Origin of the sequence: Rhodococcus sp. 27YEA15 (assembly GCF_049739425.1) — a bacterium.
In the GTDB taxonomy this organism is placed as follows: Bacteria; Actinomycetota; Actinomycetes; order Mycobacteriales; family Mycobacteriaceae; genus Rhodococcus_F.
Genome location: NZ_JBMHHW010000001.1, coordinates 5074594 through 5099858, shown reverse-complemented (window position 1 = coordinate 5099858; position 25265 = coordinate 5074594). Strand labels below are relative to the sequence as shown.

20 protein-coding genes and 1 pseudogene are annotated in these 25265 nt (G+C 64.7%); 13 read left to right on the top strand and 8 right to left on the bottom strand.

What is annotated here, in order from left to right:
• The first annotated feature begins 43 nt into the window (after positions 1–43).
• Positions 44–1051 (top strand): GlxA family transcriptional regulator, encoded by a 1008-nt coding sequence (locus tag ABH922_RS23835; protein ID WP_424809283.1) that lies wholly within the window; start codon positions 44–46, stop codon positions 1049–1051.
• Positions 1052–1065: 14 nt separating this feature from the next.
• Here the strand turns inward: ABH922_RS23835 and ABH922_RS23830 are convergent, their stop codons facing one another.
• A complete protein-coding gene (locus tag ABH922_RS23830) occupies positions 1066–1902 on the bottom strand; it encodes an SDR family NAD(P)-dependent oxidoreductase (protein ID WP_424809282.1) in 837 nt (278 codons plus the stop codon).
• A 91-nt stretch (positions 1903–1993) separates the two neighbouring features.
• Here ABH922_RS23830 and ABH922_RS23825 point away from each other — a divergent pair, with 91 nt between their 5' ends.
• From ABH922_RS23825 to rraA, 6 genes and pseudogenes are all read left to right on the top strand, one after another.
• A complete protein-coding gene (locus ABH922_RS23825; protein WP_424809281.1) occupies positions 1994–2566 on the top strand; it encodes a TetR family transcriptional regulator in 573 nt (190 codons plus the stop codon).
• Between the two features lie 28 nt (positions 2567–2594).
• Positions 2595–2972 (top strand): DUF5313 family protein, encoded by a 378-nt coding sequence (locus ABH922_RS23820; protein WP_424809280.1) that lies wholly within the window; start codon positions 2595–2597, stop codon positions 2970–2972.
• 162 nt (positions 2973–3134) lie between these two features.
• Positions 3135–4088 (top strand): annotated as a pseudogene (locus ABH922_RS23815) (cyclase family protein).
• Positions 4085–5731, top strand: coding sequence for a long-chain-fatty-acid--CoA ligase (locus tag ABH922_RS23810; protein WP_424809279.1), 1647 nt, complete (start codon positions 4085–4087; stop codon positions 5729–5731). The pseudogene ABH922_RS23815 and the gene ABH922_RS23810 overlap by 4 nt, the downstream one beginning before the upstream one ends.
• Before the next feature lie 114 nt (positions 5732–5845).
• A complete protein-coding gene (locus ABH922_RS23805; protein ID WP_424809278.1) occupies positions 5846–6742 on the top strand; it encodes an oxygenase MpaB family protein in 897 nt (298 codons plus the stop codon).
• Positions 6743–6765: 23 nt separating this feature from the next.
• On the top strand, positions 6766–7242 hold the full coding sequence (gene rraA, locus ABH922_RS23800) for a ribonuclease E activity regulator RraA (RefSeq protein WP_424809277.1): 477 nt from the start codon (positions 6766–6768) through the stop codon (positions 7240–7242).
• Between the two features lie 18 nt (positions 7243–7260).
• On the opposite strand, the gene ABH922_RS23795 is transcribed toward rraA, so the two are convergent.
• Entirely contained in the window at positions 7261–7488 is a 228-nt protein-coding gene (locus tag ABH922_RS23795) for an RNA-binding S4 domain-containing protein (protein WP_424809767.1), read from the bottom strand.
• Positions 7489–7613: 125 nt separating this feature from the next.
• On the opposite strand from ABH922_RS23795, the gene lysX reads away from it, so the two are divergent.
• The 3 genes from lysX (at position 7614) to ABH922_RS23780 (ending at position 12574) form a co-directional block, all read left to right on the top strand.
• Positions 7614–10931 (top strand): bifunctional lysylphosphatidylglycerol synthetase/lysine--tRNA ligase LysX, encoded by a 3318-nt coding sequence (gene lysX / locus ABH922_RS23790; protein ID WP_424809766.1) that lies wholly within the window; start codon positions 7614–7616, stop codon positions 10929–10931.
• 10 nt (positions 10932–10941) lie between these two features.
• Positions 10942–11817, top strand: a complete 876-nt coding sequence (locus ABH922_RS23785) for an alpha/beta fold hydrolase (RefSeq protein WP_424809276.1) — start codon at positions 10942–10944, stop codon at positions 11815–11817.
• A gap of 157 nt (positions 11818–11974) precedes the next feature.
• Positions 11975–12574, top strand: coding sequence for a histidine phosphatase family protein (locus ABH922_RS23780; RefSeq protein WP_424809765.1), 600 nt, complete (start codon positions 11975–11977; stop codon positions 12572–12574).
• Here ABH922_RS23780 and ABH922_RS23775 read toward each other — a convergent pair whose 3' ends face one another.
• Positions 12575–14170: a Na+/H+ antiporter gene (locus ABH922_RS23775; RefSeq protein WP_424809275.1), complete on the bottom strand. Its 1596-nt coding sequence runs from the start codon at positions 14168–14170 to the stop codon at positions 12575–12577.
• A 26-nt stretch (positions 14171–14196) separates the two neighbouring features.
• Between ABH922_RS23775 and ABH922_RS23770 the strand changes: the two genes are divergently transcribed.
• Positions 14197–14517 carry a UBP-type zinc finger domain-containing protein gene (locus ABH922_RS23770; protein WP_424809274.1) on the top strand — a complete coding sequence of 107 codons (321 nt, stop codon included), beginning with the start codon at positions 14197–14199 and terminating at the stop codon, positions 14515–14517.
• Positions 14518–14547: 30 nt separating this feature from the next.
• Here the strand turns inward: ABH922_RS23770 and ABH922_RS23765 are convergent, their stop codons facing one another.
• Positions 14548–14838 (bottom strand): putative quinol monooxygenase, encoded by a 291-nt coding sequence (locus ABH922_RS23765; RefSeq protein ID WP_424809273.1) that lies wholly within the window; start codon positions 14836–14838, stop codon positions 14548–14550.
• Between the two features lie 83 nt (positions 14839–14921).
• Between ABH922_RS23765 and ABH922_RS23760 the strand changes: the two genes are divergently transcribed.
• Complete coding sequence (locus tag ABH922_RS23760; RefSeq protein ID WP_424809272.1) at positions 14922–15788, top strand: SDR family NAD(P)-dependent oxidoreductase; 867 nt, start codon at positions 14922–14924, stop codon at positions 15786–15788.
• A 15-nt stretch (positions 15789–15803) separates the two neighbouring features.
• Here ABH922_RS23760 and ABH922_RS23755 read toward each other — a convergent pair whose 3' ends face one another.
• The 3 genes from ABH922_RS23755 to gltB form a co-directional block, all read right to left on the bottom strand.
• Positions 15804–16538, bottom strand: coding sequence for a hypothetical protein (locus ABH922_RS23755; protein WP_424809271.1), 735 nt, complete (start codon positions 16536–16538; stop codon positions 15804–15806).
• A 387-nt stretch (positions 16539–16925) separates the two neighbouring features.
• Positions 16926–18377, bottom strand: coding sequence for a glutamate synthase subunit beta (locus tag ABH922_RS23750; RefSeq protein ID WP_424809270.1), 1452 nt, complete (start codon positions 18375–18377; stop codon positions 16926–16928).
• Entirely contained in the window at positions 18370–22968 is a 4599-nt protein-coding gene (gltB, locus tag ABH922_RS23745; protein ID WP_424809269.1) for a glutamate synthase large subunit, read from the bottom strand. Before gltB ends, ABH922_RS23750 begins: the two co-directional genes overlap by 8 nt.
• Before the next feature lie 490 nt (positions 22969–23458).
• Between gltB and ABH922_RS23740 the strand changes: the two genes are divergently transcribed.
• Entirely contained in the window at positions 23459–24904 is a 1446-nt protein-coding gene (locus tag ABH922_RS23740) for a phytoene desaturase family protein (protein ID WP_424809268.1), read from the top strand.
• Here the strand turns inward: ABH922_RS23740 and ABH922_RS23735 are convergent.
• Positions 24889–25149: a hypothetical protein gene (locus ABH922_RS23735; protein WP_424809267.1), complete on the bottom strand. Its 261-nt coding sequence runs from the start codon at positions 25147–25149 to the stop codon at positions 24889–24891. The two genes, ABH922_RS23740 and ABH922_RS23735, sit on opposite strands and share 16 nt — an antisense overlap.
• Between the last annotated feature and the right edge of the window lie 116 nt (positions 25150–25265).

The window sequence follows — 25265 nt, the reverse complement described above, 5'->3', positions numbered from 1 at the left end:
GATCAACAGTGGCCGGATCGCCAATATATGAAAGAATCAGGCCATGACTGGTGACTCGAAACCGAATTCGACACCGAACGATCCGCATCGTGTCGTGGTCCTGGCACTCGACGGGGTAATCCCCTTCGAACTCGGCATACCTGCCCGGATCTTCGGGCGTGCCTTCGACGCCCTCGGCCGCCCCCTCTACGACATTCGCACCTGCACCATCGACGGCAAACCCGTCCGCACCGATGCCGACTTCAGCATTTCGGTCGAGCACGGGAGCGAGCTGCTCGCCACCGCCGACACCGTCGTCCTGCCGGCGTCGCACGAGCTCGGCCCGGCGTTCGAAGACGGCCACCTCTCCCCCGAGCTCGCGGCCGCCTTCGAGCTGATCCGGCCCGGCACCCGCATGGTCTCGATCTGCACCGGCTCCTACATCCTGGCCGCCGCAGGCCTGCTCGACGGGTTGCGCGCCACCACGCATTGGCGCAACTCCGATCACTTCCAGCGGGTGTACCCCAAGGTGAAAGTCGACCCCGACGTCCTGTTCGTCGACGAAGGAAACATTCTCACCTCGGCCGGAGTCGCCGCGGGTGTCGACCTCTGCCTGCATATCGTGCGCCGCGATCACGGCACGGACGTAGCCAACACCGTCGCCCGGCGCTGCGTCGTACCGCCGTGGCGCGACGGTGGACAAGCCCAGTACATTCACCGCCCGTTGGCCGCCAAAACCTCGGAATCGACTGCAACTGCCCGCATGTGGGCTCTGGAGAACCTGCACGATCCGATCACGCTGAGCGAGCTGGCCACTCAGGCCAACATGAGCGTGCGCACCTTCAGCCGACGGTTCCGTGACGAGGTGGGCACGACACCTTCCCGTTGGCTCACCAACCGCCGCGTCGACCGGGCCCGCGAGCTACTCGAGAGCTCCGATCTGTCCATCGACATCGTCGCCGCCCGAACAGGTTTCGGAACCGCCACGTCCATGCGTCAGCACCTTCACGAGGCGCTGGGCGTCTCACCGAGTACCTATCGCCGCACCTTCCAGGGACCGGTCACCTCGTAGCGCGCGTGCAGTCGTCACTCGGCGTCGACGACGGAGACGGAGAGCTCACGCCAGGTCGCATCCGATTCCGCGAGCTGCGTAGCCGTGGCGGCGCCGTAGTCCACCGCGTCGGCTCCGACAAGCAGACGGACCGGCGGTTCCGGCAGCTCCACGAGCGTTCGCACCAATGCCGCCACATTCTCGGGGCCAACCGCGAGAAGACCGGAATCGGTTGCAGCACGGAGCATCTGCGCGACAGCGCCGACCGTCGGTTCGTAAGGCTCACTGATCGTCGGGATGGTCATCGACGAGCCGGCCCAGTCGGTTCGCATACCGCCCGGCTCCAACACGGTCACCTTCACGCCGAAGGGCGCAACCTCTTGCGCCAGGACCGAGGAGAAGCCGCCGACGGCCCATTTGGCACTCTGATAGGCGCCGAGCCCTGGGGTGGCGATGCGCCCACCGAGCGAGGACACCTGCACGATGTGACCCGAACCCTGTTCGCGCAGAATCGGAAGCACGGCCTTGCTCACGTACACCACGCCGTAGAAGTTGGTGTCGATCTGCGCGCGAAAGTCTTCCAGTGTTGCATCTTCGATGGCAGCCGTATCACCGTATCCGGCGTTGTTGACCACGACGTCGAGACGCCCGAACCTCGACACGGCAGCCTGCACCGCAGCCGCCACGGCCTGCGGATCCGTCACGTCCAGCCCCAACGGCAGGACCGACTCTCCGTAGCGCTCGACCAGGTCGGCGAGCTGCTTCGGCGTCCGCGCCGTCGCCGCCACCCGGTCCCCGGCAGCGAGAGCGTTCTCGACGATGGCGCGACCGAGACCACGCGAGCTACCCGTGACAAACCAAACCTTTACCATTGCAATACCTTTCGTAATGAAAAAATGTTCAATAAAAACGCTACGCCCGCTCCAGCGGGTTTTCAATCGGTCGATAATTAACATGGGTCACATGAGAGTCCGTAACCCCGAAAGCAAGAAGCGCCAACTACTCGACGCCGCGCTGTCGGAGTTCGCCGCCCGCGGAATAGCCGGATCCCGTATCGAGGCCATCGCCGAACGCGCGCAGTGCAGCGCCGGCCTGGTCTACACCTATTTCGGAAACAAGGAAGGACTGTTCGACGCGGTCGTCGACGACATCACCGCAGACACCGTCGATCAGATTCCCATCACCCCGCAGGACCTCCCCGGGTACGCGGCCCGCCTCTACGACGCGATCACAGCCAATCCCGAGATCGATCGATTCGTCACCTGGTATCAACTCGAACACGAGGATTCCAGGGAATCCAGCCCGATCACCCACGCCGTGCGCGAGAAGATCGCCGCGCTCACCGAAGCCCAGCAGGCCGGCACGTTGTCGACGCTAGTCGACGCGCCCACCCTCGTCCTCGCAGTCCAGGCGATCGCCCGCATGTGGGCTTCGCAACCGAGCGAAACACTCGATGCCGTCGACCCGAGCCGGAACGTCGATGTGCGCCGAGCAGCAGTTCTACGTACCGTCGCAGCGCTGGTGGCCGACGTGTGACACGAGGCGTCCCGTTAGGCTGTAGGCCATGGCAGAATCCGCTCGCCCGAGCTTTCCGCAGTACTGCAGGTACCTCTTGGGAGGCACGCTCCCCGATTCACTGCAGGACTGGGTGCGCAACGATCTGGTGGGGCCAGGGGCGCAGGTTCGATACGTCATCCGCTTCACGCTTCCCATCACCTTGGTCCTGCTGCTCTTCCTCCTGATTCCAGGTCCGGTGTGGATTCCGCTGGCCATGATCGCACTGCTGGCAATTCCACTGCTGTACTTCGCCGTAGCGCTCGGCAACATCTACCGCAGGCATCGACTGCTCAGCCACGGCCTCGATCCCGAACTGTTGGGCGCGAAGGCTCAACAGCGCGCCGACCGCACTCGTGAGGACTACGAGAAGCGCCACGGCCGCTGATCGAGTGTTCAGTTTTTCTGAACATCGAAAAATGGGCACCGCCAGGACCACGGCAATCCTCGAACCGGTTGACTACTGCTTATCTGTGAGAACATGATGTAGGTCACATCGAGAGGTGCCGGGCGATCGATCGCTCGGCACTCAGTGAGAGGACCGCCGAACATGACCGAAGCGCCCTACCTTGGAGAACTTCTACGCAACGCACCCACGAACTGGGGTAAGTGGGGCGAAGCCGACGAGGTCGGTTCGTTGAACTACCTCGACGCCGCCCAGGTACTGCGCGGAGTCGGGTCCGTCAAGCAGGGTTCGGTGTTCACGTTGCAACGACTGATCGGCGACCCCAAGGGCGATCCCGTCTGGCCCGGCCGCGCCCCCGCCGAACGCACCCAGATCCTCGACGAAAGCAGTTGGGACGGCGACGACGCCCCCAACTTCCCCGGCGGCCTGCACTACGCGGACGACAAGATCAACGCGTTCCTTCAGGGCTCGACACAGTACGACGCGCTCGGACACGTCTGGTAAGACGGCACACTCTGGAACGGATTCTCCGCCGACACCACTGTCGGTGGCCTGGACAAGGCCAGTGTCGAACCCATCGCCGACCGCGGGGTCGTCGGCCGTGCCGTGCTGCTCGACATGGCGAAGTTCCGCGGCAAGGACAACCTCGAGAAAGCCGAAACCTTCACGCACGAGGACCTTCTCGCATGCGCGGCCGCACAGGGCGTCACCATCGACAAGCGCGACATCCTCGTCATCCGCACCAACTTCCTCAAGCTGTTCTTCGATCAGGGCGACGCGTTCTACGAAGGCTTCTGCGAACCCGGCCTGATCTACAGCCCGGAACTGGTTCAGTGGTTCCAGGACATGGAGATCCCCAACCTGGTCACCGACACGATTGCCAACGAGGTCACCACCGACCCCGAAAACGGTGTGGCACTGGTACTTCACAACGCCCTGATGCGCAATCTCGGCGTGGCCTTCACCGAGATCTGCGACCTCGAGAAATTGGCCGCGGACTGCGCGGCCGACGGCCAGTACACCTTCCTGTACGTCGCCGCACCGCTCAAGGTGTCCAAGGCGAGTGGGTCACCCGTCAACCCGGTCGTCGTCAAATGACGTACGGCGAGCGCCCCTGGGTATCGCTGTACCGTGGCGGTGTTCCCCGAAACCTCGAGGTCGAGTATTCGACGATGCTCGAGATCCTGGCCGCCACCGTCCGAGCCGACCCGGCCGCGGCCGCCGTGAAGTATTTCGACGGTGAGCTCAGCTACGCCGACGTGAACCGACTCAGTGACGCCGTGGCCAGAGCACTGGTGAGCGGTGGGCTGCAGAAGGGCGATCGAGTTGCCCTGTTCCTGCAGAACGTCCCGCAATTCGTCCTCGCGCTGTTCGGAATCTGGAAAGCCGGCGGCGTTGCCGTCTCGATCAACCCCATGAGCCGCGAACGGGAACTGAGCTACCAACTCGAGGATTCCGGGGCCACCGTACTGATCGCACTCGAAGGACTCCACGACTCGGTCGGGCAGAACGTCGTCGCCGATTCCCCGGTGACACGCGTGATCACCACATCCGAACTCGAATACCAAAGTCGGTACGACAAAAGGGTTTTCAGCGGCATCGAGAGAAGTGAATCCGGCACCGAAGACCTCGCGACGGTGATCGAGACCCACTCCGGCGGCGAACCGGTGACCACCGAACTGGATTCGGACGACATCGCGGTGCTCACCTACACCTCCGGAACCACCGGCCCACCGAAGGGAGCGATGACCTCGCACGGCAACATGACGTTCAACGCCCAGGTGTACCGGGACTGGATGGGACTCGGCGACGGCGACGACGTGCTCGCAGTCGCGCCGCTGTTCCACATCACCGGCCTGATCGGGCACGTCGCCGTATCGGCACTGGCGCGACTACCGTTGGTGTTGACATACCGTTTCCAGCCGGACGTGGTGTTCGACGCCATACGAGAACACCGCCCCACCTTCACGATCGGCGCGATCACCGCGTTCACCGCACTCTTGAACACCCCGGGGTGTTCACCGGAGGACTTCGCGTCGCTACGGCTGCTCTACTCCGGCGGTGCCCCCATCTCGCCGACGGCAGCACAAGCCGTCCGTGCCATGACAGGTGTTGCGCTGCACAACATCTACGGTCTCACCGAGACCACCTCGCCGACGCACGCCGTTCCATTGGGCGCCGACACACCCGTCGACCCCACCTCCGGGGCGCTGTCCGTCGGGGTTCCGGTACCGAACACCGACGTGCGTGTCGAGGACGAGGACGGCAACATCCTCCCGATCGGTGAAGTCGGCGAGCTCGTCGTCCGTGGTCCGCAGGTCGTGCGCGGTTACTGGAACAAGCCGAACGAGAGCGCCTCGGCGATTCGCGACGGTTGGTTCCACACCGGCGACGTCGGGTTCATGAACGAGGCAGGCTGGTTCTTCGTCGTCGACCGCAAGAAGGACATGATCATCGCCTCCGGTTACAAAGTGTGGCCACGCGAAGTCGAAGACGTTCTGGCCGAACATCCGGCCGTGCGCGAAGCGGCCGTCGTGGGCGTCCCCGACGAGTACCGCGGCGAGACCGTCAAGGCGTTCGTCAGCCTGATCGCGGGGGCAGCGGCCACCGAGGCGGAACTGATCGAGCACTGCAAGGAGCGAATGGCGGCGTACAAGTACCCGCGAGCCGTGGAACTGGTCGACGAGCTTCCCAAAACGGTCACCGGGAAAATCCTGCGGCGGGCGCTGCGTACCAGTTGAGATGTGGAGCTGCATCACCGAACAACCGGACCCACCGAATGGCTGGACAACGCATGTTGTCAGAACTATGGTCGGTGGTGCAGCTCACACTTCGAAATCTCGAGGAGCTATTCCATGAAGCGCTACGACATCCGTGATCGCACCGATCGACTCGATCCCGAGACGGACTACGAGGAAATGTCACGCCTTCTCGCCGCGCAGGAATTCCCCTGGGACATCAACCAGGCTCTGAGTTTCGCACTGTTCCGCACCTATGCCGTGCCGTCGATCGGCAAGTTGCTCTACGAGACCGGGCAGTTCACCCGCCAAGTCCAAAAACGCTACGACGACACCAGCCTGATCCTCGACGCCATCCTCGAGCACGGCTTGAGCAGCACCGAAGGGCGCAAGAGCGTGCGCCGGATGAATCAGATGCACGGCAGCTACGACATCTCCAACGACGACATGCTCTACGTGTTGTCGACCTTCGTGGTCACACCCGTCCGCTGGCTCGACCAGTACGGCTGGCGGAAGATGACCGCCAACGAGATCACCGGATCGACCAACTACTACCGCCGACTCGGGCGTCACATGAACATCAAGGACACCCCGCAGACCTTCGACGAGTTCGCGACGTTCCTCGACACCTACGAGCGGGATCACTTCGCCTACGACCGCGGAGCCCGCGCCGTCGCCGACTCCACGCTCGACCTGATGTGCACCTTTCCGCCGAACAACTACGCGCCCAAGGCGCTGATCAGGAAATTCTCCTTCTCACTCATGGACGATCCACTGCTGGACGCGTTCGGGTACCACCATCCGTCCAAAGCAATGCAGTTTCTCTCGCGCGGTGCCCTGAAAGCCCGCGCTCGGGTACTGCGCTTCTTCCCCGCCAGGACCACACCCAAATTCGCCCGCCAACTGCCCAACATCCGCAGCTATCCCGGCGGCTACCGGGTCGAGGAACTCGGCACGTTCCCGCGCGGTTGCCCGGTCCGACACCTCGACACCGACGGGCGCGCCCAAGCCTGAACCATCCGGTTATCCTGTCGAACATGACCGAGCCCGTAGCCACCGCTGACCTTGCCGACGAAATCGGACCCGACATCCGCAGCTGCGACACGCAGTTCATCCAGTTCGGTGGCCGCGAGGTGTTCGCAGGCCCCATCACCACCATCACGTGCTTCCAGGACAATCTGCTCGTCAAGCAGACGCTCAGCGAACCGGGCAACGGCGGCGTCCTCGTCGTCGACGGTGCCGCGAGCATCCACACGGCACTGGTCGGCGACATCATCGCCGGACGCGGTGTCGACAACGGCTGGGCTGGTGTCATCGTCAACGGTGCCGTTCGCGATTCGGCGATCCTGCGCACCCTCGACATCGGCGTCAAAGCACTCGGCACCAATCCACGCAAGAGCACGCAGACCGGATCCGGTGCGAAGAACGTGCCCGTCGAGATCGGCGGCGTCACCTTCAACCCCGGCGACATCGTCTACAGCGACCAGGACGGCGTCGTAGTTCGCGAGAAGTAACCGAGAAACCGGTCGAGATCAGGCGGGTGCTTCCACCTTGGCAACCATCCCGCCGATCTCGACCACGTCACCGTTGTGCAACTGCCGGCCGCGCCGCTCTTCCACTTCACCGTTCACCGACACCAGACCGTCGGCAATCACTTCCTTCGCCTCGGCCCCCGACTCGATCAGGTTCGCGAGTTTGAGGAACTGCCCGAGTCGGATCATCGCGTCACGAATCGGCACTGTAGGAACGTTGTCGGTCATGAGACTCATCTTCCTCCTCCCACCAAAGTGACCTGCCAGAGACCACACTGGTCGGTGGGAATCCGATCAAGAGGAGGGACCACTCGATGTCACTGGTCACCGATGCGACCGATACGACCGCGGAGTTGGTGGAATCACCACCGGAAAATCCACGACAGGCACGTCGCTTTCGCAAAGGCCGACTGAGCCAGGTTCCACACATCTCGGGCCTGATCCTCGGAGTCTTCTCCGTGCTGGTCTTCCTGTGGAGCTTCTCACCCCTGCTGCGCCACATCGTGCACGTGCCCCGCGAGTACATCGACAACTACTATTTCGACGCACCCGACACCAGCCTGCTGTGGGCAGTGGTCGTCGGTCTCCTCGCCGCGGCCCTCGCCAGCCGCAAGCGAATCGCGTGGTGGTTGCTCACCGTCTACCTGATCTTGATGACGCTCACCAACGTCGCGTCGGCGATCAAAGACAAGAATCCGAACAACGCCGTGGCCGTCGTCGTCATGCTCGTCGTCATCGGACTCCTGATCGCCGCCCGCCCCGAGTTCTACACCCGGGTACGGCGCGGCGCGGGATGGAAAGCGCTGGGGGTGCTGCTCGGCGGCATGGCCCTGGCCACCGTCATCGGTTGGGGTGTGGTGGAACTGTTCCCCGGCGACCTTCCACAGAATCAGCGATTCCTGTGGTCGCTCAACCGCGTCACCGCTGCCGGTGCCGTGGACAACGAGATCTTCGACGGCCATCCGCGACCCTTCGTCAACACCTTCCTGGGGCTCCTCGGCGCTCTCGCCCTACTCGCCGCCGTCGCCACGCTGTTTCGTGCGCAACGCTCCAACAACGCTCTCACCGGTAACGACGAATCCGCGATCCGCGGGCTGATCCAGAACTACGGAGCCGACGATTCGCTCGCCTACTTCGCCACCCGACGCGACAAAGCCGTCATCTTCGCCCCGACCGGCAAAGCTGCGATCACCTATCGGGTCGAACTCGGCGTATGCCTGGCCAGCGGCGATCCGATCGGCGACTCGGAAGCCTGGCCACACGCCATCCGCGCGTGGCAGGACCTCGCTTCCCAGTACGGCTGGGCCACCGCCGTCATGGGAGCAAGCGAATCCGGTGCCACCGCATACAAACGCGCCGGCCTGAGCGTGCTGCAACTGGGCGACGAAGCCATCCTGCGCACCCGTGAGTTCAATCTCAACGGACGCGACATGCGCCCGGTGCGCCAAGCCGTCACCCGTGTCCGCAGGCACGGCGTCACCGTCCGCATGAGACGACACCGCGACGTCGGCGCGCAAGACATGGCGGCCGCCATCACCCGCGCCGACGACTGGCGTGACACCGAAACCGAGCGAGGTTTCTCGATGGCACTGGGCCGACTCGGTGACAGTCTCGACGGCGACTGCCTGCTCGTCGAAGCCGTCATCGGCGAAGGCACCCCGGACGAATCGGTGGTCGGCATGCTCTCGCTCGTGCCCTGGGGACCGAACGGCGTCTCGCTGGACTTGATGCGTCGCAAGCCCAGCGCCCCCAACGGGGTGGTCGAACTCATGGTCGCCGAACTCGCCACCCGATCGGACGAAATCGGCGTCGTCCGGGTATCTCTGAACTTCGCGGTGTTTCGTTCGGTGTTCGAGGAAGGCTCGCGCATCGGCGCCGGACCGATCCTGCGAGTCTGGCGCAGCGTGTTGGTGTTCTTCTCACGGTGGTGGCAACTCGAAGCGCTGTACCGCTCCAACGTCAAGTACCAACCCGACTGGGAACCACGATTCCTGTGCTTCGAGGACAACCGTGAGCTTCCCCGAGTGGGGTTCGCGTCCGCCGTCGCCGAAGGTTTCGTGGTCCTTCCCAGCATCGGACGCAAATCCAGGCAGGTGGTCAAACACACCGGCACGCATGTCGCCGTACCGCAGGCACTGGTCGCCTCCGAAGGTCTGCACGCGGACGGCAGCCTGCCCGACTCCGTCACGGTGACCGCGCCGAAGGGGCCTCGCCGACCCGAGCAGGTGCGGGTGCGGATGAACAAACTCGCACAACTGACCGACGACGGCATCAGCGCGTACCCCGTCGCCTACCCGCCGACTCACACCATCGCCGGAGCGACCCAATCGCCCGAAGGCACCCGCGTGCGCATCGCGGGACGCATCCTGCGCATCCGCGACTACGGCGGAGTCACCTTCGCCGACGTCCGCGACTGGTCCGGTGACATCCAGATCCTGGTGGACCAGGACGCTGTCGGCCGCGCCAAGGTGGCCGCGTTCGACGCCGAATTCGATCTCGGTGACCTGATCGAAGTCAGCGGAACCATCGGGCGCAGCCGACGCGGCGAGCTCTCCCTCATCACCGTCGACTGGCGGATGAACGGCAAATGCCTGCATCCGCTACCCGACAAGTGGAAGGGACTCTCGGACCCCGAGACGCGGGTACGTCAGCGTTACCTCGACATCGCTCTCAACCCGAAGGCCCGTCAGCTACTCGAGGCCAGAAGCGCCGTCGTGAAGTCGCTGCGCGATTCGCTCAGTGGGCGCGGCTTCCTCGAGGTGGAGACCCCCATCCTGCAGCAGGTGCACGGCGGCGCGAATGCGGCACCGTTCCTGACGCACATCAACGCGTACAACCTCGATCTGTATCTGCGTATCGCCCCGGAGTTGTACCTCAAACGCCTCTGCGTGGCCGGGATGGAAAAGGTGTTCGAGATCGGTCGTGTCTTCCGCAACGAGGGTGTCGACTTCAAGCACAACCCCGAGTTCACGATCCTCGAAGCCTACGAAGCGCACAGTGACTACGAGGCCATGATGCGGATGTGCCGCGAACTCATCCAAGCCGCAGCCGTCGCCGCGTTCGGTCGCGAGATCATCATGCGGCCGGGACCGGACGGCGAACTGGTCGAGGTCGACATCTCCGGCGAATGGCCGGTCAAGACCATGCACGGCGCCGTTTCCGAGAAACTCGGAGTGGACGTCTCCCCCGAGACCAGCCTCGAAGAGTTGCAGCGACTGTGCGACGCCAACGAGATCCCGTACCAATCCACTTGGGACGCAGGCGCGACAGCCCAGGAGATGTACGAGCACCTGGTCGAGGACTACACCGAGTTCCCGACGTTCTACACCAACTTCCCCACCTCCATGTCGCCGCTGACCCGGCCACACCGCACCATCCCCGGCGTCGCCGAGAAATGGGACCTGGTGGCGTGGGGAGTCGAACTCGGTACGGCGTACAGCGAACTGACCGATCCGGTGGATCAGCGCAACCGGCTCACCGAGCAGTCGACGTTGGCGGCCGGCGGCGACCCCGAGGCCATGGAGCTGGACGAGGACTTCCTGCAGGCTCTCGAACACGCGATGCCACCGACCGGCGGGCTGGGTATGGGCGTCGACCGCGTCGTCATGCTGATCACCGGCGGCAGCATCCGGGAGACGCTCGCCTTCCCGCTCGCGAAACCACGCCAGTAAGCAGGCTCTCATGCCGGAAATGTTTCACGTGAAACCACCGGGTGACGTCATCACGGTCGGCGAGGACAGGCTGCACGTTCTCGCCGAGGGCGCCGGCCCCGTCGTCGTCCTGTGCGGCGGCTTGGCGGGCAACTGGTTCGACTGGGACGACTGCGCCCGGCACCTGCGGACCGACCACACTGTCGTGCGGTTCGACCGGCCCGGCTTCGGACTGAGCGAACCGTCGACGGAAATCCCGACCACCCGCGGCGAGGCCCAACGCATCGTCGACGTTCTCGACATGCTCGCACTCCCCGGACCGGCCGTCGTCGTGGGGCACTCCATCGCCGGCTTCTACGTCGAAGGCTTCGCCAGGCTTCACCCCGAGCGGGCCGCCGGGATGCTCCTCCTCGATTCCAGCGCCGACCGCGATCCCCGACGAATCCTGCCCCGCGACTTGCTGATCAGCGCATCCCGCGCCGCAGCCGTGTCGTTCAGCACCACTGGACTCCAACGACTGCTGGGCACCACGACCAGGAAGATTCTCAATCAGTCCGTCCCTCCGGGCGGCCCGTCCGAGGTAACGCTTGCATGGGTGCGTCGGATCTACCGCGAACCGCACTACCTCGAGGCCGCGATGATCGAGTACGTCGCATACACGGACATGGCGCAAGAACTGCGCGAACTGCGCGACGGCGGCGAACATCCGTTGCCGGAGATACCAATTGCCGTCGTCGCCGCTCATACCGGCCACACCACACCCTGGTCGACGGCGTGGACCGCCAAACAGCAAAGACTCGCCACCTATCTGGGCGGGCAGTTTCGTGTCCTGCGCCCGGCACACCACCACGCGATGATCGACCAGCCGGAAGAACTCGCCGGATTGATCCGCGACCTCGCGCCGTAAGGATCGGCGCGAGGTCGCACCTCGGGCCGCTCAACTGTCCAGAAGTGTCAGTACAGCTCCGGATAGTCGCGATGACTCGAACGTACGTTCCAATACCGACGTGTCCTCGCAGGGACGTCGAAGCGGACACGACCGTGGCAATGGCAAGCTGTCGAGCGTGCAACTTCTCCTGATCCGCCACGCGCTCCCCGAACTCGCCGAAGCGACGGTCGGTCGAGCTGATCCGTCGCTGACCGCCGAGGGCAGAGCCCAGGCCGAGCGACTACCGGCCGCGTTGGCTCCGTATCGGATCTCCGCGCTCCACAGCAGCCCGCAGAAGCGGGCCGTCGAAACCGCCGCCCCCGTTGCCGCCGCCTTGAATCTGCCGGTCACCGAGCACCCCGGACTGGTGGAGTACGACTTCGAGGACAGCCACTACATCCCGTTTCACGAGGCCGCCGCACGCAATCCCGAGGCCTATGCGCGGATCAAAGCCGGATTTCTACCCGAGTCCGTCGACGCCGATGCCTTTCGGGCCCGCGTCTTCGGCGCACTCGCCGACATCGCCGCGGCCGGTGACCACGACGACACCGCAGCAGTGTTCTGCCACGGCGGCGTCGTCAACATCGTCGCGCAAGAACTCCTCGGCCTCGAGCGGCCCATGACCTTCCCGGTCGAGTACACCTCGATCAGTCGAGTGCTGATCTCGCGCAACGGGAACAAGCGACTCGCATCCGTCAACGAGACCGGTCATGTCCGCGACATGCTGCGGGTGTAGTCAGTCCCGATCCAAGGCGGCCTCTTCGAGGTCGAGTTCGCGCAACACCCGCCGGAGTACCTCGTCGTCGATACGCCCGGCATCGCGTTCGGCGACGAACACCTCACGCTCGGCCTCGATCATCTCGAGCCGCAGCGCTCGCATCGCCGAGGACGGGCTCTCCCCCGCGTCGGCGTCGCTGCGACCGAGCCGCTCCCACGCCGAGTTGGCGCGACTGGTGTTGCGGTGGCGCAGCACTCCGGCGGCCCGGCGGCGAACGGCCGGGATGTCGTCGGCTTCCGGCGGTACCAATTCGTCCAGGCGCGCCGACGCGGCCCGCGCCGCCCGGTCCTGGGCGGCGGCCTCGGCCCGCGCATCGGACTGCGACTCGTCACTGTGGACTCCGAGTGTGCGAATGACCCACGGCAAGGTGAGTCCGTGCAGCAGCAGCGTTCCCACCACCACCACGAAGGTCAGGAACAAGATCAGGGAGCGGCCGGGGAAATCCTCGCCACTGTTGACCGTCAACGGGATGGCGAACGCCGCCGCCAACGAGACGACACCGCGCATACCGGCCCAGGACACGATGAACACCGACCGCGGCGAGGGCTGCGGTTCACGGGCCCGGATTCGCGGCGAGACCCAACGCGGCACGTACGTGGCCGGGAAGACCCAGGCGATGCGCACCAGCACGACGGTGACCAGTACGCCCGCAGATGCCCATACGACGACGGCGACGCTGTAGCCCTGCAGTCCCTCGACGACGCTCGGCAATTGCAGTCCGATCAGCAAGAACACGAACGATTCCAGGATCAGGTCCACAGCTCGCCAGACGGCGGTGTCCTGCAGTCTGGTGGCGTACGAGGCCCGAGTGGAGCGCTGCCCGAGGACCAGGCCGGCCACGACGACGGCGATCACTCCCGAGGCATGCACCTCTTCGGCCGCCAGGTACGTGAAGAACGGGACGACCAGCCCGATTCCGCTTTCCATCAGCGGATCCTTCAGTTTGCCGCGAACCCTGGAGATCACCAGGCCGACGACGAGGCCGATCACCGTACCTCCGACGGCCGCGACCACAAAGGTCTCGAAACCGCCGACGAGCGTTGCGCCGGTGCCCACGGCGGCGGCGAGTGCGACCCTGTAGGCGGTCAAGGCGGTGGCGTCGTTGAGGAGGCTCTCACCGCCGAGCAACGTCATGATGCGCCGTGGCAAGCCGAGTTTGCGGCCGATCGCACTGGCGGAGACCGCATCCGGTGGCGCGACGATGGCACCGAGCACCAGGGCGGCGGCAAGGGAGAACTCCGGCACGATCAGATAGGCCACCACGCCGACAGCTGCCGTGGTGACGAGCGGGAGTCCGACGGCGAGGAGGCCGATCGGGCGCACTTTCGACCGCAAGGCCAGATACGAGCTGTCGAGGGCCGCCGAGTACAGCAGCGGTGGTAGCACCACGAACAGGACGAGATCCGGATCGAGCTCGAGAGCGGGTACACCGGGAATCTGGCAGGCGATCAATCCGACCACGACCAGGATCAGCGGCGACGGCAATCCGAATCGGCGCGCCAACGCGGCTACCAGCAGTGCAGCTACTACTACCCCCAAAAGTATGCCGTTCACCTTGGCAGCATGCAGTATGGAAGGCGATGAAGAAAATCCTCAAGCGAGCCGGTGCTCGCACTCCCCGACCGGCGGCCTCACCAGCAGGTTGCGAAGAATTGGACAATACGCCTGATACGGATCCGGCGGCATTGACGCCGGGAGTGTGTCAAGAATGCACCGAGACCGGAGAAACAATCTGGGCTCATCTCCGAATCTGCCTGACCTGCGGGCACGTAGGCTGCTGCGATTCCAGCCCACACCAGCACGCCACCGGTCACTATCGCCAGACAGGGCATCCCGTCATGCGCTCGCACGAACCGGGAGAGTCCTGGCGGTGGTGCTACGTCCACGATCTGATGGATTGAGCGCGGACGCGCACCGCCGATTCTCGGAATTCAGGAAGCCTTGAGCGGGTGAATGGCCGGAGCGCCGTCGAGCAGCGGTCCCGCTGCCGCGAGTGCGGCCTGAAGGTGCGCCGACTGCATATGGGCGTTCAGATCGTCCTGCGAGCGCCAGGTCTCGATGGTGACGAAGGTGCCCGGTGCCGCCTCGGACTCGAAGAGTTCGTAGGAGACGTTGCCCTCTTCGGCTCGGCTGGCCTCGACCAGTGCCGAGAGAGCTGATCGGACTTCGTTCTCGGAACCTGACTTGGCCGGAATCGTCGCCACAACGCGGAGCTCACTCATCGAATACCTTTCACGTGTTGACAGGACTGCGCGCGCCCACTGTCGTGGCACACTCCACCAGTAGACACGAAAGGGGAGCAGTCATGGGCCTACTCAAGGATTTTCGAAGTTGGCGCCACGGAACCAGAACTCGGCGGCGACTGCGCGATCTCACCGGCAGTCTCGTGGTCGTGACGGGCGCGGGCAGCGGCATCGGTCGCGAAACAGCGCTGGCGTTCGCGGCGCAGGGTGCCGTGTTGGTGCTGTGCGACGTCGATCTCGAGAGCGCGCAAGACACCGCGGCACTGATAGACGGGCCTGCGCACTCCTACCAGGTGGACGTCGCCGACGAAGAGGCTGTGATCCGGTTCGCCGCCACGGTTTCCGCAAATCACGGCATACCGGACATCGTCGTCAACAACGCCGGGATCGGGTATTCGGGAACGTTCGCCGATACTCCGCAGGACCAGTTCGAGCGCGTCATGAACGTCAACTTCTGGGGCGTCGTCCACGGCTGTCGGGCGTTTTCCCCCATGATGATCGAACGAGGGACCGGCGGGCATGTCGTGAACCTGTCGTCGGCAGCCGCATACACCCCACAGAAAACCCTCACCGCGTACTCCACCAGCAAAGCAGCGGTCTTCATGTTTTCCGATTGCCTCCGCGCCGAACTACTTCCACACGGCATCGGCGTCAGCACCATCTGCCCCGGACTGGTACACACCAATATCGTCAAGAACACCGAATTCGGTGGGACCACCGCCGAGGAGCAGACACGGCTGCAGACCCGCGCCGACAATCTCTACCGTCGCCGAAACTTCACCCCGGACCGTGTCGCCACAGCCGTGGTGAAGGCCGTCCGCAGCAACAAGGCCGTTGTACCCGTCACCCCCGAAGCGAAGATCGGACGCGCCCTGAGCCGATTGTCGCCCGGCGCGATGCGCGTCGGAGCTCGGCTGAAGGTGACGTGACCCGGTGACAGCAGGTCAGCTGCCGAAGCCCGGGATACCCGTGAAGCTCTGGCTCAGATCAGCGGAGGAGCGCGGCAGGATCTCGTAGGTGTCGGCGTACTGGCCGCTGATACCGACGACGGTGAGGGGTCGCCCGATCTGGATGGCGCCGACGTCGATTCCCGTCTGCGTGTTGACGAAGACGACGGTGCTTCCGGTGACCCCGGCGATGTTCACCTTGTAGCCGTACGGAAGGTCGTCCGTGGCCGGTCCGGTGACGTATCCGGTCACCGACACCAGCAGACCTTCCGTGTTCTCACCGATGTCGCCGAGCAGAACGGGCCTCGGCTGCACGGGGACTCCCGACCCCAGGCGCTTCACCGCGGTGGGGCGGACGACCAGCAGCCCCTCCTGGTCGGCGAGGGCTCCGGTGACCTCCACGCGGTCACCGACGGCGATGCCGGAGTTCTCCGGATCGCTGATATAGATGCCAGAGTTGCCGCTTTGAAGACCAAAGCCCTTGTCGTAGAAGCTGGATTCGAACACACCCGACGGCGATGTCGCGGTGCCGGTGACGGTCACCGTCGTCCCGATCGGCAGAATACGTGCTGCCGCAATGGAATCAGAACTGACTGCATCTGCGGCAGGCGGTGCGGGCACCGGCGCGGCCAGTGCGCTCGAACCGGAGAATGCGGTGCCCAGCGCAACAAAAGTGGCAGCGGCCGCTATCACGGAACGCCGTAAAACGATACGGTTTCGATCTCTACTCATCTTCGAAGACTCCCCATCAGTTATGTGTCGATCTTCGATAATATTGAGCGACAAGTTAATTCCGGTCAAACGGAACTGCACTCGTTCGGGTGGGTCCCGAACAGCACTCCGGGAGAGGTTTGCGGCGAAACGGACTGCGGACTTTCATGATCGAAAGCCCTCCGCAAACCGTCGAGGTCGAAGTAAGCCAGGTTCCCGACGCCTCCGAGTAGATCGCGGCAACCGCATTCGAGCTGTTCGATGTCCGACCGTGTCGCCGCTGCCGGGTTCGAGCCCACCGCACGACTGGGCCTCGCGTCCCGGGCCGGCACAGACCTCCGACGACCCCCGAAACGAAATCTGGGCTGCACCCCCGATCACTCGGGAGTGCAGCCCAGATTTTCCGGATCAGCGCTGTGGCGCGGCCGTCGGGTGGATCGGCGCGGGCAGAGCGGTGACACCTTCGAGGTAGGTGTCCACAGCAGCGGCAGCCGAACGGCCCTCGGCAATGGCCCAGACGATCAGGGACTGACCGCGACCCATGTCTCCGGCCACGAACACGCCGTCGACATTGGTGTTCCACTTCGACGTGCGGGCCACATTGCCACGCTCGTTGAGGTCGACACCGAGATCGGTGAGCAGTCCCGGCTTCTCGGGTCCGACGAAACCCATCGCCAGCAGCACCAGATCGGCTTCGAGCTCGAAGTCCGAGCCCTCCACCTTCTCGAATCGGCCGGCCTTCATCTGGACCTCGTGGGCCTTGAGTCCGGTGACCTTGCCGTTCTCACCGACGAAGTTCTCGGTGTTGACGGAGAACACACGCTCGCCGCCCTCTTCGTGCGCCGAGGCGACTCGGTACATCAACGGGTAGGTCGGCCACGGGGTCTGCTCGGCGCGGGTTTCCGGCGGGCGCGGCATGATCTCGAACTGGTGGACGCTGGCTGCGCCCTGTCGGTGCGAGGTGCCGAGGCAGTCGGCGCCGGTGTCGCCGCCACCGATGATGACGACCTTCTTGCCCTCGGCAGTGATGGTAGGAGCGTCGAGGTCACCCAACTGCACCCGGTTGGCGATCGGCAGGAATTCCATGGCCTGGTGGATGCCGCCGAGTTCGCGGCCCGGGATCGGCAGGTCGCGGGCCGCGGTGGCGCCGCCGGCGAGCACCACGGCGTCGAACTGCTCGCGCAGCTCGTCGGCGGTGATGTCCACTCCCACATTGACGTTCGTCTTGAAGACAGTGCCTTCGGCTTCCATCTGCTCGAGCCGGCGGTCGATGTGCCGCTTTTCCATCTTGAACTCGGGGATGCCGTAGCGCAGCAAGCCGCCGATGCGGTCGGCGCGCTCGAAGACCGTCACCGCGTGACCGGCGCGGGTGAGCTGCTGCGCCGCAGCCAGACCCGCCGGACCACTGCCGACGACGGCGACCTTCTTGTTGGTGGCGTGCGCGGCGCGAACCGGCTTGACCCAACCCTCGTCGAACGCCTTGTCGATGATCTCGACCTCGACCTGCTTGATGGTCACCGGATCCTGGTTGATTCCCAGGACGCAGGACGCCTCACACGGTGCCGGGCACAACCGGCCGGTGAACTCCGGGAAGTTGTTGGTCGCGTGCAGACGCTCGATCGCGTCGTGCCAGTGATCCTTGTACACCAGGTCGTTCCACTCGGGAATCAGATTCCCCAGCGGGCAACCGTTGTGGCAGAAAGGAATTCCGCAGTCCATGCAACGGCTGGCCTGGGTCTGGAGGTTCTCCTTCGGGAAATCCTCGTACACCTCTTTCCAGTCGAGCAGGCGCAACGGTACCGGCCGGCGAACCGGAAGTTCGCGGGACGTGTGCTTCAGGAAACCGCTTGGATCACCCACGAGCTGCCTCCATCACTGCCTCGTCCACGTTCTTGCCATCCTTCTCTGCGGCCGCGATGGCCAAAAGAACCTTCTTGTAGTCGCGGGGCATCACCTTCACGAAGTGACCCACCTGCTGTGACCAGTCCGTGAGGATGCGCGAGGCGACCTCGGAACCGGTTTCGTCGCGATGACGTTCGACGGCGCCCTTCAACCAGGTGAAGTCGTCGCCCGACAGTTCCTCGAGATCCACCAGTTCGGTGTTGAGGTTCTTGTCGAACGTCTTGTCAGGGTTGTAGACGTACGCGACGCCACCGGACATGCCGGCACCGAAGTTACGTCCGGTGGCTCCGAGGATGACCACCTTTCCGCCCGTCATGTACTCGCAACCATGATCGCCCACACCCTCGACGACGGCAGTGGCGCCGGAGTTGCGGACCGCGAAGCGTTCACCGACGATGCCACGCAGCAGTGCTTCACCACTGGTGGCGCCGAACAGGATCACGTTGCCACCGATGATGTTCTCCTCGGCGACAAAGCCTTCCGCGGAGTTCAGCGGCGGGCGCACCACGATGCGGCCACCGGAGAGACCCTTGCCGACGAAGTCGTTGGCGTCGCCGAGCAGGCGCAGCGTCATGCCCTTGGGAATGAAAGCACCGAAGCTGTTTCCGGCGGAACCGGTGAACGTGATGTCGATGGTGCCGTCCGGCAGACCTTCACCACCGAACGCCTTGGTGACCTCGTGGCCGAGCATGGTGCCGACCGTGCGGTTGACGTTGGTGATCGGGGACTCGATCGTGACGGCCTCGCCCTTGTCGAGTGCATCTCGGGCGTCGACGATCAGCTTCTGATCGAGCGCCTTCTCGAGGCCGTGATCCTGCGTGGTGGTGCAGTGCACGTCCTGGTCCATGAACGCGGACTCGACCTGGGTGAGGATCGGAGACAGATCGAGATTGCCTGCCTTGCTTCCCTTCCAGTGCTCGAGGGCGCGGGTGGTGTCCAGCATGTCCACCTGGCCGACCGCTTCGAGAAGCGTACGGAAGCCGAGCTCGGCGAGCAGTTCGCGAACCTCTTCGGCGATGAACATGAAGAAGTTCTCGACGAATTCCGGCTTGCCGCTGAAACGCTGACGCAGCAACGGGTTCTGTGTCGCGACACCCACGGGGCAGGTGTCGAGATGGCAGACGCGCATCATGATGCAACCCGAGACCACCAGTGGCGCGGTGGCGAAACCGAACTCCTCGCCGCCGAGCAGCGCGGCGACGACGACGTCGCGGCCCGTCTTGAGCTGGCCGTCGACCTGCACGACGATGCGGTCACGAAGACCGTTGAGCAGCAACGTCTGCTGAGTTTCGGCGAGGCCGAGCTCCCACGGTGCGCCCGCATGCTTGACCGAGGTCAGCGGGGTGGCGCCGGTGCCACCGTCGTGACCGGAGATCAGCACGACGTCCGCGTGTGCCTTGGAGACACCGGCGGCGACGGTTCCGACACCGACCTCGGAGACCAGCTTGACGTGCACGCGGGCCTGCGGGTTGGCGTTCTTCAGGTCGTGGATCAGCTGCGCGAGATCCTCGATCGAGTAGATGTCGTGGTGCGGCGGCGGCGAGATCAGGCCGACGCCGGGCGTGGAGTGCCGGACCTCGGCCACCCACGGGTACACCTTGTGAGCGGGAAGCTGGCCGCCCTCACCGGGCTTGGCGCCCTGGGCCATCTTGATCTGGATGTCGGTGCAGTTGCTCAGGTAGTGCGAGGTGACACCGAAGCGTCCCGACGCGACCTGCTTGATGGCGCTGCGACGGAGGTCGCCGTTCTCGTCCGGCGTGAAACGCGACGGATGTTCGCCGCCCTCACCGGAATTGGAGCGCGCACCCAGACGGTTCATCGCGATGGCGAGGGTCTCGTGCGCCTCGGCGGAGATGGAGCCGTAGCTCATCGCACCCGTCGAGAATCGCTTGACGATCTCGCTGGCCGGCTCCACCTCGTCGATGGAGATCGGCTCACGCTTGCCGAACTTGAAGTCGAACAGGCCACGCAGGGCGGCGAGCCGCTCCGACTGGTCGTTGACGAGGTTCGTGTACTCCTTGAACACCTCGTACTGCCCGGTACGCGTGGCGTGCTGGAGCTTGAACACCGTCTCCGGGTTGAAGAGGTGGTATTCGCCTTCCCGACGCCACTGGTATTCGCCGCCGACCTCGAGCTCGCGGTGGGCGCGCTCTTCGGGGCGTCCCAGGTACGCGATCGCGTGCCGAGCGGAGACGTCCGCCGCGATCTGGTCCAGGCCGATGCCACCGAGCTGCGACTGCAGTCCGGTGAAGTACTCGTCCACCAGTTCCTGCGACAGACCGATGACCTGGAACAGCTGGGCACCGGTGTAGGACGCGAGCGTGGAGATGCCCATCTTGGACATCACCTTCAACACACCCTTACCGGCTGCCTTGATGTAGTTGGCGATGCCCTTCTCGAGGGTCAGACCTTCGAGTTCACCGTTCTGCAGGAACTCGTCGATGGTCTCGAACGCCATGTACGGGTTGACCGCGCCGGCGCCGAACCCGAGCAGGAGCGCCATGTGGTGCACCTCGCGGGCGTCGCCGGCCTCGACGATGAGACCGACCTTGGTGCGCGACTTCTCACGAACCAGGTGGTGATGCACGGCGGCGGTCAGGAGCAGCGACGGAATGGGTGCGTAGTCCTCCGTCGACTCACGATCGGAGAGCACCACCAGGCGGGCCCCGCCCGCGATGGCCTGCGACACCTGATATTTGATGCCCTCGAGCGCGCGACGGATACCGTCGCCACCTTCCCGGACGGGGTACAGGCCACGGATCACGACGCTGCGGAAACCGGGGAACTTGCCGTCGTCGTTGACGTGCACCAGTTTCGACAGGTCGTCGTTGTGCAGGATCGGCTGCGGGAGCGCGATCTGCTTGCAGGAGTCGGCATTCGGGTGCAGCAGGTCGCCTTCGGGGCCGAGGGTGGCACCGAGGCTGGTGACTACCTCTTCCCGGATAGCGTCGAGCGGCGGGTTCGTCACCTGGGCGAAGAGCTGCGAGAAGTAGTCGAACAGCATCCGCGAGCGTGCGGAGAGCACGGCGATCGGAGTATCGGTACCCATCGAGCCCAGTGCCTCGGCACCGGCGAGTGCCATCGGCTTGACCAGCAGGTTGACCTCTTCGTTGGTGAAACCGAAGAGCTGCTGGCGGAGCACTGCGCGCTCGTGCGACATGTACGTGTACGGGTGATCAGGCAGGTCCGCCATGTGGTGCAAACCCTCGTCGAGCCACTGCTGGTACGGCTGCTCGGTGGCGAGCTGAGTCTTGATCTCCTCGTCGCTGATGATCCGACCCTGTGCGGTGTCCACGAGGAACATGCGGCCGGGCTGCAGGCGCACCTTGCGGACCACGGTGGACGGGTCGATCGGCAGCACACCGACCTCGGACGCCATCACGACGAGACCGTCGTCGGTAACCCACAGACGTGAGGGGCGCAGACCGTTACGGTCGAGCACGGCGCCGATGACGGTGCCGTCGGTGAAGCACACCGATGCCGGGCCGTCCCACGGCTCCATGAGCGCCGAGTGGTACTCGTAGAACGCCCGGCGGGCGGGGTCCATGTTCTCGTGCTTCTCCCACGCTTCCGGGATCATCATGAGAACGGCGTGCGGCAGGCTGCGGCCGGCCAGGTGCAGCATCTCGAGCACCTCGTCGAAACGAGCGGTGTCCGAAGCTCCGTTGGTGCAGACCGGGAAGATCTTCTCGAGGTTCTCGCGGCCACCGAAGACGTCGCTGACGATGAGGGATTCGCGGGCGCGCATCCAGTTCTCGTTGCCGGTGACGGTGTTGATCTCACCGTTGTGGGCCACGCGGCGGAACGGGTGCGCCAGCGGCCAGGACGGGAACGTGTTGGTGGAGAAGCGCGAATGCACCAGACCGAGGGCGCTCTCGACGCGATCGTCCTGCAGGTCCAGGTAGAAACCCTTGAGCTGCGGGGTGGTGAGCATGCCCTTGTAGACGAACGTCTGGCCGGACAGGCTGGGGAAGTAGACGGTCTCGCTGCCGGGACCGCCCTTGCCTGCGCCGTCGGTGCCGAGTTCGTGTTCGGTGCGCTTACGCACGACGTAGGCACGACGCTCGAGGTCCATACCGGTGACCTTGTCACCCTCGGAGCCGATGAAGATCTGCCGGAACGTGGGCATCGCGTCGCGGGCCAGAGCGCCGAGCGAGGAGTCGTCGGTGCCGACCTCACGCCAACCGAGGACCGTCAGGCCCTCCTCGACGACGATCTTCTCGACCGCCGCGGCGGCCTCGTGGGCACCGGTGTCGCTCTGCGGAAGGAACGCGATTCCCGTTGCGTAAGCTCCCTCGGCCGGCAGCGGGAAGTCCACCACGGCACGGAAGAACCTGTCGGGAACCTGCAAGAGGATGCCGGCACCGTCACCGGTGTTGGGTTCGGATCCGGCAGCGCCGCGATGCTCGAGGTTGACCAGCGCGGTGATCGCCTTCTCGACGATGTCCCTGCTGCGTCGACCCTTCATGTCCACGACGAATGCGACTCCACACGAGTCATGCTCGTTTGACGGGTGATAGAGGCCCTGGGGGCCTGGAAGTTGCTTCATACCCAGCCTTCGTATGCCATAAAGATGCACCGACGACCAGCAGCGCTGATGGCCATCAACTTGCAACGCAAGTTCTTCCCAACACAGACACCCCGATGTGTCCGGTTACCGGTTGAAACTTCTGTGAGTCAACCGTGTAACGAAAACGATAATTCAGAACCCCGGCACGAGCGCAAGCAAGGTTGCCCTATGATTGCTCTGAACTGCGGCGATGCAGGGCCGGGCGGGATGAGTCAACAAGTTTCGGAGCTGAGTCCGTGCAGAGTGATGCTGCTTGAAAGGATACCGAATCCGACCCGAACAGGCGCGTCGCGCGATGCACAGCGGGGTACAAGGGCCCGAAATTGCAACAACTGGCCGCAGCGATGAAAATCAGCTGCGGCCAGTGTGGGGACAACATTAACAAAAGTTGATCTCTCAACCAAGCGTTTCGGACATATTTTTTGCCACGAAAATCCGATACATGCAATTCGAAGGGATTGTCCGGCGAATGACTACAGCACTGATAGTCGGAAGCGGCCCCAACGGCCTCGCCGCGGCCGTCGAACTCGCCCGGGCCGGTGTCGACGTCCGCGTCGTCGAAGGCGCCGCCACGATCGGCGGGGGGACCCGCAGCAGCGAATACGTCGTCGACGGTTTGATCCACGACGACTGCTCGGCCTTTCACCCCACCGCCCTGGCCTCGCCGTTCTTCACCGAACTCGACCGCCAATTCGGCCTCGCCGATCACGGCCTGACCTGGCGGTGGCCCGAAATCGATCTCGTTCACCCGCTCGACGACGGCACCGCCGGGGTGCTGTGGCGAGACATCGACCGCACGGTAGCCGGGCTCGGGGTCGACGGCCCACGATGGCGCACCGCCTTCGAATACCTGTCGGAGCATTTCGACCAGCTCGTACAGGACGTGTTCGTGCCGGTCCTGCACGTCCCGAAACATCCGCTACTCCTCGGCCGGTTCGGAGCCGGGGCAATACTTCCCGCCACCGGATTCACTCGAGCATTTCGGACGCCGCAAGCCCGCGCCCTGTTCGGCGGTGTCGCCGCGCACGTCTTCGGCCCGCTGAACACCCCCCTCTCGAGTGCCGTCGGAATTCTGCTGACCGCCGCCGCGCACGCCCACGGTTGGCCTGTCGCACAGGGCGGCTCACAATCCATCGCGAATGCCCTCGCCTCGATCCTGCGAAGCCTCGGCGGCGCCGTCGAAACCGGGCGCACCATCACCGACCGCCGGGACATCGCCGGATACGACCTGGTGATGCTCGATCTCGCACCCGACGCCGCCGCCCGCCTCCTCGACGGCGTCCAACCGCACCGTATCGCGCGGGCGTATCGCAGATACCGTTACGGTCCAGCAGCATTCAAGGTCGACTACGCCGTCCGCGCCGACTCCGACGGCAGCGTCGTACCGTGGACCAACTCGCATGCCCGCAAAGCTGGAACCCTGCACCTCGCCGGGACCATGCCCGAGATCGCCGCCGTCGAGAAGCAGGCAGCGCGCGGGCAGATGCCCGACAAACCGATGATCCTGCTCGGTCAGCAGTTCCTCGCCGACCCGTCCCGATCGGTCGGCGACATCCATCCGGTATGGGCATATGCTCATGTACCACAAGGCTATTCGGGTGATGCTACCGAGGCGATCACTCGTCAGATCGAACGTTTCGCCCCCGGTTTCCGCGAACGGATCGTCGGTACACACGTGCGGACCGTCGCGCAGATGGAGGCGTACAACCCCAACTACGTCGGCGGTGACATCTCAGCCGGGGCGAACACCGCTCGGCAGATCATCGGTCGGCCACGATTGGGCATCGACCCCTATGCCACCGGCGTGCCGGGGGTGTTCCTCTGCTCGTCCGCCACCCCCCCGGGCGGCGGTGTGCACGGGATGGCCGGCTCCAACGCGGCGCGGGCGGCGCTGGAATCTCACTCCCGATCATGACCGAGGGCATCGACCCAGCCGTGCTCGAGTACGTCGAACAACTCGCCGACGGCCCCGCGCGGATCGTCGCGGCCGTCGGCGAGATTGCCTGCCTGGAGCGCGAATCGAGCAAGCGCGACGCAGGCGAGATCGTCGTCGGCCACGCCGGCCGTTGCCCGTACCAACTCGACAAATGTTTCCCGATCCGGCCCGATACTGAACGCGGCGGTATGCCCGGCCACGAGATGCTCACGTAATGCGCGCATGATCGATTGACCCGGCGGCCGTCACGGCGCTGTTCGTCAGAGGAATCGGCATCGGCATCGGCGCGAGCGCTTTCGCGATGAACGGCCCGGCTGGAATCGCAAGTGCATTCGGAACG

Excerpts from the sequence above, each read along its gene's own strand:
- ABH922_RS23825 (WP_424809281.1), top strand. The coding sequence starts at position 1,994 with ATGAGAGTCCGTAACCCCGAAAGCAAGAAGCGCCAACTACTCGACGCC.
- ABH922_RS23830 (WP_424809282.1), bottom strand. The coding sequence starts at position 1,902 with ATGGTAAAGGTTTGGTTTGTCACGGGTAGCTCGCGTGGTCTCGGTCGC.
- ABH922_RS23805 (WP_424809278.1), top strand. The coding sequence starts at position 5,846 with ATGAAGCGCTACGACATCCGTGATCGCACCGATCGACTCGATCCCGAG.
- ABH922_RS23810 (WP_424809279.1), top strand. The coding sequence starts at position 4,085 with ATGACGTACGGCGAGCGCCCCTGGGTATCGCTGTACCGTGGCGGTGTT.
- gltB (WP_424809269.1), bottom strand. The coding sequence starts at position 22,968 with ATGAAGCAACTTCCAGGCCCCCAGGGCCTCTATCACCCGTCAAACGAG.
- ABH922_RS23770 (WP_424809274.1), top strand. The coding sequence starts at position 14,197 with ATGAAGAAAATCCTCAAGCGAGCCGGTGCTCGCACTCCCCGACCGGCG.
- ABH922_RS23735 (WP_424809267.1), bottom strand. The coding sequence starts at position 25,149 with ATGCGCGCATTACGTGAGCATCTCGTGGCCGGGCATACCGCCGCGTTC.
- ABH922_RS23785 (WP_424809276.1), top strand. The coding sequence starts at position 10,942 with ATGCCGGAAATGTTTCACGTGAAACCACCGGGTGACGTCATCACGGTC.
- ABH922_RS23835 (WP_424809283.1), top strand. The coding sequence starts at position 44 with ATGACTGGTGACTCGAAACCGAATTCGACACCGAACGATCCGCATCGT.
- ABH922_RS23820 (WP_424809280.1), top strand. The coding sequence starts at position 2,595 with ATGGCAGAATCCGCTCGCCCGAGCTTTCCGCAGTACTGCAGGTACCTC.
- ABH922_RS23795 (WP_424809767.1), bottom strand. The coding sequence starts at position 7,488 with ATGACCGACAACGTTCCTACAGTGCCGATTCGTGACGCGATGATCCGA.
- ABH922_RS23740 (WP_424809268.1), top strand. The coding sequence starts at position 23,459 with ATGACTACAGCACTGATAGTCGGAAGCGGCCCCAACGGCCTCGCCGCG.
- ABH922_RS23760 (WP_424809272.1), top strand. The coding sequence starts at position 14,922 with ATGGGCCTACTCAAGGATTTTCGAAGTTGGCGCCACGGAACCAGAACT.
- ABH922_RS23755 (WP_424809271.1), bottom strand. The coding sequence starts at position 16,538 with ATGAGTAGAGATCGAAACCGTATCGTTTTACGGCGTTCCGTGATAGCG.
- rraA (WP_424809277.1), top strand. The coding sequence starts at position 6,766 with ATGACCGAGCCCGTAGCCACCGCTGACCTTGCCGACGAAATCGGACCC.
- ABH922_RS23765 (WP_424809273.1), bottom strand. The coding sequence starts at position 14,838 with ATGAGTGAGCTCCGCGTTGTGGCGACGATTCCGGCCAAGTCAGGTTCC.